This window comes from Petrocella sp. (genome assembly GCF_059865615.1).
This window is the reverse complement of the sequence record NZ_JCBCDA010000101.1, coordinates 1-8,032: the sequence shown is the minus strand read 5'-3', so window position 1 is coordinate 8,032 and position 8,032 is coordinate 1. Positions and strand designations below refer to the sequence as shown.

8 protein-coding genes are annotated in these 8,032 nt (G+C 37.5%); 1 reads left to right on the top strand and 7 read right to left on the bottom strand.

Annotation, left to right across the window (positions count from 1 at the left end):
* The 3 genes from rlmD to pcrA form a co-directional block, all read right to left on the bottom strand.
* Nucleotides 1-1,328: 23S rRNA (uracil(1939)-C(5))-methyltransferase RlmD (gene rlmD, locus AC6F8J_RS10710; protein WP_500723267.1), on the bottom strand; the 1,328-nt coding region annotated here is incomplete at its 3' end.
* 188 nt (nucleotides 1,329-1,516) lie between these two features.
* Nucleotides 1,517-1,801 carry a DUF4366 domain-containing protein gene (locus AC6F8J_RS10705; protein WP_500723265.1) on the bottom strand — a complete coding sequence of 95 codons (285 nt, stop codon included), beginning with the start codon at nucleotides 1,799-1,801 and terminating at the stop codon, nucleotides 1,517-1,519.
* Between the two features lie 180 nt (nucleotides 1,802-1,981).
* Nucleotides 1,982-4,255: a DNA helicase PcrA gene (pcrA, locus tag AC6F8J_RS10700; protein ID WP_500723263.1), complete on the bottom strand. Its 2,274-nt coding sequence runs from the start codon at nucleotides 4,253-4,255 to the stop codon at nucleotides 1,982-1,984.
* Between the two features lie 251 nt (nucleotides 4,256-4,506).
* Between pcrA and AC6F8J_RS10695 the strand changes: the two genes are divergently transcribed.
* A complete protein-coding gene (locus tag AC6F8J_RS10695) occupies nucleotides 4,507-5,196 on the top strand; it encodes a DUF1836 domain-containing protein (RefSeq protein WP_500723261.1) in 690 nt (229 codons plus the stop codon).
* A 140-nt stretch (nucleotides 5,197-5,336) separates the two neighbouring features.
* Here the strand turns inward: AC6F8J_RS10695 and AC6F8J_RS10690 are convergent, their stop codons facing one another.
* The 4 genes from AC6F8J_RS10690 to AC6F8J_RS10675 all read right to left on the bottom strand — a co-directional run bounded on the left by AC6F8J_RS10690 (nucleotide 5,337) and on the right by AC6F8J_RS10675 (nucleotide 7,685).
* Complete coding sequence (locus AC6F8J_RS10690; RefSeq protein WP_500723260.1) at nucleotides 5,337-5,627, bottom strand: YerC/YecD family TrpR-related protein; 291 nt, start codon at nucleotides 5,625-5,627, stop codon at nucleotides 5,337-5,339.
* A 145-nt stretch (nucleotides 5,628-5,772) separates the two neighbouring features.
* Nucleotides 5,773-6,483 (bottom strand): PHP domain-containing protein, encoded by a 711-nt coding sequence (locus AC6F8J_RS10685; protein ID WP_500723258.1) that lies wholly within the window; start codon nucleotides 6,481-6,483, stop codon nucleotides 5,773-5,775.
* 285 nt (nucleotides 6,484-6,768) lie between these two features.
* Entirely contained in the window at nucleotides 6,769-7,362 is a 594-nt protein-coding gene (locus tag AC6F8J_RS10680) for a LysO family transporter (RefSeq protein WP_500723255.1), read from the bottom strand.
* Nucleotides 7,359-7,685, bottom strand: a complete 327-nt coding sequence (locus AC6F8J_RS10675) for a hypothetical protein (RefSeq protein WP_500723254.1) — start codon at nucleotides 7,683-7,685, stop codon at nucleotides 7,359-7,361. The genes AC6F8J_RS10680 and AC6F8J_RS10675 overlap by 4 nt, the downstream gene beginning before the upstream one ends.
* Nucleotides 7,686-8,032: the final 347 nt, after the last annotated feature.

The window sequence follows — 8,032 nt, the reverse complement described above, 5'->3', positions numbered from 1 at the left end:
GTCTCCACATGAATCGTATGAGGAAACATGTCCACCATACACCATTTAACAACCTCATAACCGGCATCCATGAACAGAGCTAGATCTCTGGCTAGAGATGTTGGTTTGCAAGATACATAGACGATGTTGTCTACACCGAAGTCAATGATTTTGGGCATGGCTTTGGGATGGATGCCATCTCTTGGTGGGTCTAGGACGATGGTGTCTGGCTTGTCTGTTAGTTCATCAATAACCATTAATACATCACCGGTGATGAATTCACAATTGCTTAGGCCATTTAGCTTGGCATTGATTTCGGCCGCTTCTACGGCTTCCTTTACAATCTCAACGCCTACTGTCTTATTGGCTACCGGTGCCAACAGCTGTGTGATGGTACCGGTGCCTGAATAGAGATCGAATATGACTTTATTTTTTGTCTCTCCGGCATAATCTCTGACCACTTCATAAAGCTTCTCTGCACCTAAGGTATTGGTTTGAAAAAAGGAAAAAGGGGATATCTTGAAGTTCAGTCCAAGCAGGCTTTCATCCATATGTTCCTCTCCGTAGAGAATCTTCATATCATCCACCTTAACCGCATCTGAGAGTTGGTCGGTGATAGTGTGGATGATGCCTTTGATCTCATGGTTCAGATCAAGGGCTTTAAGTCTATCTACATAGAGTTGTAAATCCGGTTCTAATTGAGATGAAGTAACGAGGTTAATCTGTAGTTGAGATGACCTTACGCCACGCCTAACAACAAGATACCTAAGATAACCTTCATGGGTACGTTTATGGTAAAAAGGCAAATCCAGCTCTTTAAAAAGGTCCAGCGTCGCCTGAACAACTTTATTAAAATCATCATGGATAATCTTACATTCTGTAGCGTTTACGATATCATACATACTGCCTCGCTTATGAAGACCTAGTGCTAAAGGACCATCTATGTAGGCATTTCCAAAGGAGTATTCCATTTTATTTCTGTATTCATAGATCTGTGGACTCGAGAGGATACCTTCGTAGAAATCTATAATTCCAAGCGGCTTAAGTAGATTCTTAACCTGTTCCACTTTCAAATTCAGCTGTTCATCGTAGGGTAGAGACTGATATAGGCAACCACCACATAATCCGAAGACTTCACAGGCACCTAGAATCTCTGTAGGTGCTTTCTCAAGTACCTCGAGAAGTCTGGCTTCGATTCTGTTTTTACGTTTTTTATTGACGACTGCGCGTACCTTTTGTCCGGGTAGGGCATTTTTTACTGTCACTTTGTACTCACCAATCTCTATGATGCCTTTATTAGGGAATTCGACTCTGCTGATGTATGCTTCTAGTACGTCTTTTTTATTCATCTATTCACCATTGGTTAAAGTGTCAAAACTATATAGTTGAACTTTTACATACAATATATAGTTATGAGGATATCAACATAACCTATATGTTGTATGTAATTTAGAGAAACTTAGTTCTGACACTTTAACCACCTTTTCTGATTATCAAAAATATAGGACTGACAGTTGTCAGCCCCATGTATAAATTATTATTCTTCTTCGTCTGTTTCAAACTCTTCGTCATAGTCTTCATCATAATCGATGTCTTCAAAATCTTCATCATCATCATAATCAAATTCATCACTATATTCAAAGAAGAATTTGTACACTGCGAAGGCAATGCCCGCTACAGCTACGACGGTAAGTACGACAATCAACCATGTGTAGTCTTTTTTCTTCTGAACCATAAAACCACTTCTTGGATCCAGTTTTTGCAATAAGTCTGATAGTTGTTGTACTTTTTCCGACTCTGTTTTTCTTAATTGTTCAAACATATGCTCACACCCTTCTAAAAAATCTTAACTGTTGATTAAAGGGTCAAAACTAAGCTTCACTAGATTCACATATGTTGTATGTAAAAGTTCAACTATAAAGTTTTTACACCTTAACCAATTGTTACAACTATTCTAATTATATCATTCTTTTTACTTTTGTACATAAGTTTTACGAATATACTACATTTTTTTAAGGCCTGATAGCCTTGCAAGTAATTTCTTGGTCCCAACACTAGGGAAATTCACCGTCACCTGATGGTCTGCACCACCCGGTCCAATCTCCATGACTTGACCGACACCGAATTTCATATGCTTAACCAAGTCGCCTACGCCATAGTCCAGTGTCATGTTCTCGTTTTGCGGTAATACTTTTGCCGGTTGTTTGGCTTGATAAGGGGTATTGGTAAAGAAGCTACGGTCTCTTTGCTTAGGTAGTACCGAAGTGTTAGAGATATTGCTCTTAGAAAAAAGGTCGCTATCTTGATCCTCTTTATCCCTAGCTAACTCTAGTGTTTGGCTTGAATCCAATAAATCACTTGGAATCTCCTTTACAAATCTGGACAGTGCATTATATTGTGAGCGTCCATGGATCATCCTTGATTTGGAGGCTATGATAACCAACTCTTCTTCAGCTCTGGTTATACCCACATAGCAAAGGCGACGTTCTTCCTCAATATCTTCTTCATTACCGGTTGAGATGCTCATATAGCTTGGGAAAAGTCCATCTTCCATACCTGTCAGGAAAACAGTCGGAAATTCCAACCCCTTAGCGCTATGTAAAGTCATTAATACCACCACTTCATTGCTTTCGACCAGATTGTCTATATCGGCAACTAAAGCTACTTCTTCTAGGAAGCCGGACAAAGTCGGTTCCTCGTCATCTTCCTGCTTCTTATTCACATAATCGGCTAACTTAGATATAAGTTCACCAATATTCTCAATTCTTGACTTGGCTTCATCTGTACCTTCATCTTCTAATTCTTTAATATAATTAGTACGCTTTAACACTTCCTCCATAAAATCCATGAGAGACATGGTTTCCATCTCTGCTTTAAGTGACAAAATGAGGTTCTTAAAACCTTTAATTTTAAGGTTGGCTCTTGCCAGTCCTGGTATATTATCAGATTCTTTGATGGCTTCAAAAAGACTGATACCAATATCGTTGGCATAGCTCTCTAACTTATCAACTGTGGTATCACCAATACCTCTTCTTGGTACATTAATCACCCTCTTGACCGCTAGATTATCGATGCTGTTGTTGATTAGCCTAAGATAGGCCAGCACATCTTTAATCTCTTTTCTCTGGTAGAATGATGTTCCACCAAAAATCTTATAAGGCACGTTCTCATAAATCAGTCGCTCCTCTAAGACCCTTGACTGGGCATTGGTTCTGTATAAGATTGCATGATCGTTATAACCTTTGTTGTCGTTTTTTATATTATTTTGGATATGATTTACAACCAATCTTGCTTCTTCTTTTTCATTATCCACCTGATGGAATGAAATTAGATTACCAGTAACATTGTCCGTCCACAAGCGCTTTGCTTTTCTTCTCTCATTATTCTTAATCACATGATTGGCTGCATCTAGGATGGTCTTACTTGAACGATAGTTCTGTTCCAGCTTAATGACTTTAGCCCCTTTGTATACTTTCTCAAAATCCAAGATATTGGTAATATCTGCGCCACGAAACTTGTAGATGGACTGGTCATCATCCCCCACTACACATAGGTTTTTATAATGTCCTGCCAACTGAGATATGAGCTTAAACTGAACCCCATTGGTATCTTGATATTCATCTACCATAATGTATTTGAATCTATTTTGGAATTTCTCTAATATGTCCGGTCGCAATCTAAAAAGCTCTACAGTCTGGAAGAGTAGGTCATCAAAGTCCAGAGCATTATTTTTTTTCAAACGGTCCTGGTAATAATCATAAATCTTAGAGTAGACTTCTTTACGCATATCTCCCATAACCGTTTTTCGGTATTCTAAAGGACTAAGTAATTGGTTTTTGGCTTCACTAATCTTTGCTAAGATACCGCTTTCCTTATATTGCTTCGGATCTATATTCTGTGCTTTCATTGCTTCTCGGATAATCTTTTTAGAGTCATCGGTATCGTATATATTGAAGCTTTTTTCGAATCCAATCTGATCTATATACTGTCTCAAAAAACGAACACAGGATGAATGGAAGGTACTCACCCATACATCTTGACCACCATGTCCAATCAGATGATCCACCCGCGCTCGCATCTCTTTTGATGCTTTATTGGTAAAGGTGATGGCCATGATTTCCCAAGGCTTGGCCAAATTCTGCTCAATTATATAAGCCACACGGTGTGTTAGTACCCTTGTTTTTCCCGATCCAGCGCCAGCCAGAAGGAGTAAGGGCCCTTCCGTATGAAAAACCGCCTCTTTTTGTTCTTGGTTCAACGTATCATATATACCCATCACAGTCACCTATCTTTTTTATTTATTTTAACCATTTGCATTACTTTTTCAAATTTACTATAAAAAATATTGAAAATAAGAACGAAAGTGCCTATTTTCAACCCGTTTATCATAGCATATTTTCAGCTTTTTTTCCATGCCTTTTTGGATTTTCATCATATATATTTGTCTGTAACTTTAAAAGTTCTTACTTTCATAATACTTGCCATATAGTATTGATTACTATATAATACTCTTGAGGCGGTGTTAATATGAGTAAAAAACCTTATGATAAATTTATAGAGGACCTTTTGGTCTTCATAAAAACCAGGAACCATGTCCATTCTAAGGATATTCCTAATATAGAGCTTTACATGGACCAGGTTACTACCTTTATGGATGATCACCTTGGTCTTTTTAAGCGTACTGAAGAAGAAAAGATTCTGACCAAGACCATGATCAACAACTACAGCAAATGTGATATCCTGCCACCGACAGCTAAGAAAAAGTACGGTCATGACCACCTTATTCTACTGCTATTTGTCTATTATTTTAAGAATATTCTATCCATACCGGATATCAAAAAGTTGCTAGACCCAGTCAAAGATATTGTTATGGATAATAAATCACCTCTGTCTATGGAAGCCTTCCTAGACCGAATCATGGAGACTCAAACCATGCATTTTGACAGTCTTGCCAATCAAGTCAATCACACGGTCAAGGTCGGTAAAGACTTGTTTCCGGAGTTTAGTGATGCTGAAAGGGAACAGCTATCCATATTTACAACCGCTTATCTTTTGACCATTCAAGCAACAGCACAAAAACACATGGCCACTCAATTAATTGACAACTACTTAACCCAGCATCCTTCTAAGGCCAAGGATGCTGGGCCAAGACCTAAAAAATCAGATACCGGACGTCCTGAAGTCAGAAAAAAAACACCTAATAAAACTATTTCTTAAACTAGAAACGCTATATCTTCTATTTGGCTATATAGCCTCGGATAATATAATATGGAAAAACAAGATATAAGAGGTTGTACCGCTAGGTACAACCTCTTATCATTATTTTATTTTATTTTGTTTTATATTTTCTTAACTTCTTATCCATTTTTAACTCTATCAAATACCATATCATAACCGTCATTGCCATAATTAAGAGAGCGGTTTACCCTTGATATAGTAGCGGTAGATGCTCCGGTCTTTTCTGCAATCTCCAGATAAGTGTTATGGTCCCTAAGCATTTTGGCAACTTGTAGTCTCTGTGCCAAAGAATGTAGCTCATTAACGGTACATATATCTTCAAAAAAAGCATAACATTCTTTCGGATCTTTTAAACTTAAGATGGATTCGAAAAGTTTATCTACTTCTGCCGATTTTATGTTTTTACTCATTTAAATTCTCCTTTATTATATAATCGCCTCTATTAGATTTTACCACGATAAACTATTAGCGTAAAGAATTATTTCTTACTTTTATGACAATCTAACCATTTTTCTGATTTTTAAACATAAATGATGTCAAATAGCCATACTTGATTTAAGATGCATTGATTTTCCTCATAAAATCCTCTACCGAATGATTGATTACCAACTTCTCAGGGAATTCAATTTCACGAATCAAAGCATCACAATAATCAAACCGACCCACATCAAAAGCTATATGAGCGTCAGAACCCAGAATAATCTCCAGATCTGCTTTGGCACATAGTTCCAACATCTTAGTGATGTTCTTCCTCGTATCGGATCTAAACCCATTGGGATTGATGGAACTATTGTTCATCTCAAGTAGAACTTCATTATATTTGGCCGCTTTCACCAATTCCTCATAATCTAAGGGATATCTGCTATCATCCGGATGCCCAATAATGTTTACGTAAGGATTTTCCATGACTTTGATTAACATCCTTGTATTTTCCTGTCGACTTCCAGAAGCTATACAAGGTGGATGAAGACTTGCAATAGTATAGTCTAGCATGGACAGGTTATCCTCGGTCATATCTATGGCTCCGCCGAGGTTGATAATGTTAGCTTCTACACCTTTTAGAATACGAACACCCACAATTTCACTGGGTATCTGTTTCATGTTCTGAAAATAAAAAATATACGTGCTCCCCGGCATACCCGGTGCGTGGTCCGATATCCCTATGAGTTCCATGCCTTTATCTCGGCCATATTGGACGTTTTCTAGTATTGTACTGTAGGCATGACCACTTGCTATTGTATGTGTATGTAAATCTAATTTATACATAACGCCTCCTTGGTGAATATGAATGTTTACAACTCTACACCAATTTTTATGCGTGCTCATTGTATCATACATACGACACTTTGTTAAGTTAAACTGTGAAAATTTAATGGAAAAATAATACTTTTTTATGAGACTTCTAACTTTTTGTTTTTTTAAGCCTAACTTCGTTAGTCCCTTACCTTACTATGTGAAATTTTTTCTAATGTTGTTTCACTGTATGAAATTCAAAATAAAAAAGACAGGCTACAATACCTGCAATCCTTAACGCATCTTGTTTTATGAGTTCTATAAGTTGATAATAATAGGCACCAATAAAGGCACCAAAGAGGACAGCACCATACCGGATACAAAGCCCACAATAGCAACCTTTGGTGTTGTATACCTTGCTATAATCGGCAGGGTTGTGTCCATAGCTGTCGCCCCACAAGGTGCCACCGCTTCATAATGACCGATATACTTGGCCAACAGTGGTAACATTAAGATCGCCATAACTTCACGTATAACATTGGTCAAGAAGGCCAATGCTGAGATCTCTGCAGAATAATCCACAAGCATAATAGCCGACAGTGTATACCAACCAAAGCCAGCACCAATAGCACCGGATTCATTATAGTTTAGGCCGATAAAATGTCCAAAAACCAAGGCACCGAAAATGCTACCAAGACCAATCATCAACGGCACCGCTAATATATTGAAACCGATTTTTTTGATTTCTACCAAAGTATTTTTCTGTTTCCCAATGTCCATCCCCACGAAGAGAAGCAAAAAACATAAACCGATATCGATAACTAGTCCGGTAGATTCGTACCATTGACTGGGAAAAAATAGATACCCCGCCAATGCACCGATGATGACCGACAACATGATAATCCAAGTCATTTCATCTGCCCCTTTCTGTCCAATCTCAGTATATGACGTCCCAAAAATACAAATAAGACACTAAAAGCGATGGAGCCAAAAGCCAACATAAAAGCCTGAAACCCTATGGTTGAAAGAGATGCTACCACCATTTTATCTGCACCCAGACGGATACCCATAACAAATAATAAACCGATTAATGTTAATATCTGAAGTTTTCCAAGGGCTTGATCCAATTTGGGATGTGCCATATTATATATACCAATCAACATACCTATGCCAAGAACGCTTATATACAGTAACAATCTAAGTAGCATGATGGACCTCTTTCTTTTTTGATTCATTGTATCAACCTCATGCCTAGATTGCAATCCCTATTTGTAGAGATTGACAATCTTGGTTAAAGGGTCAAAACTAAGTTTCACTAAATTTACATACAATATATAGATTACGTTGATGCATTCATAACTATATATTGTATGCAAAAGTTCAACTATATAGTTTTGACACCTTAACCAATCTTTTAATTATTATGTAAAGCAAACCATGTTTAAAGGGTCAAAACTAAGTTTCACTAAATTCGCCTACCATTATTGGCAATGAAGCCTGTACACTTTTTTGTGTACAGGTCTTTTTTATTTTCTAGGAAAGTCTATGCCATGTTAATGCGTTGAAGCATCGCATTAACTAT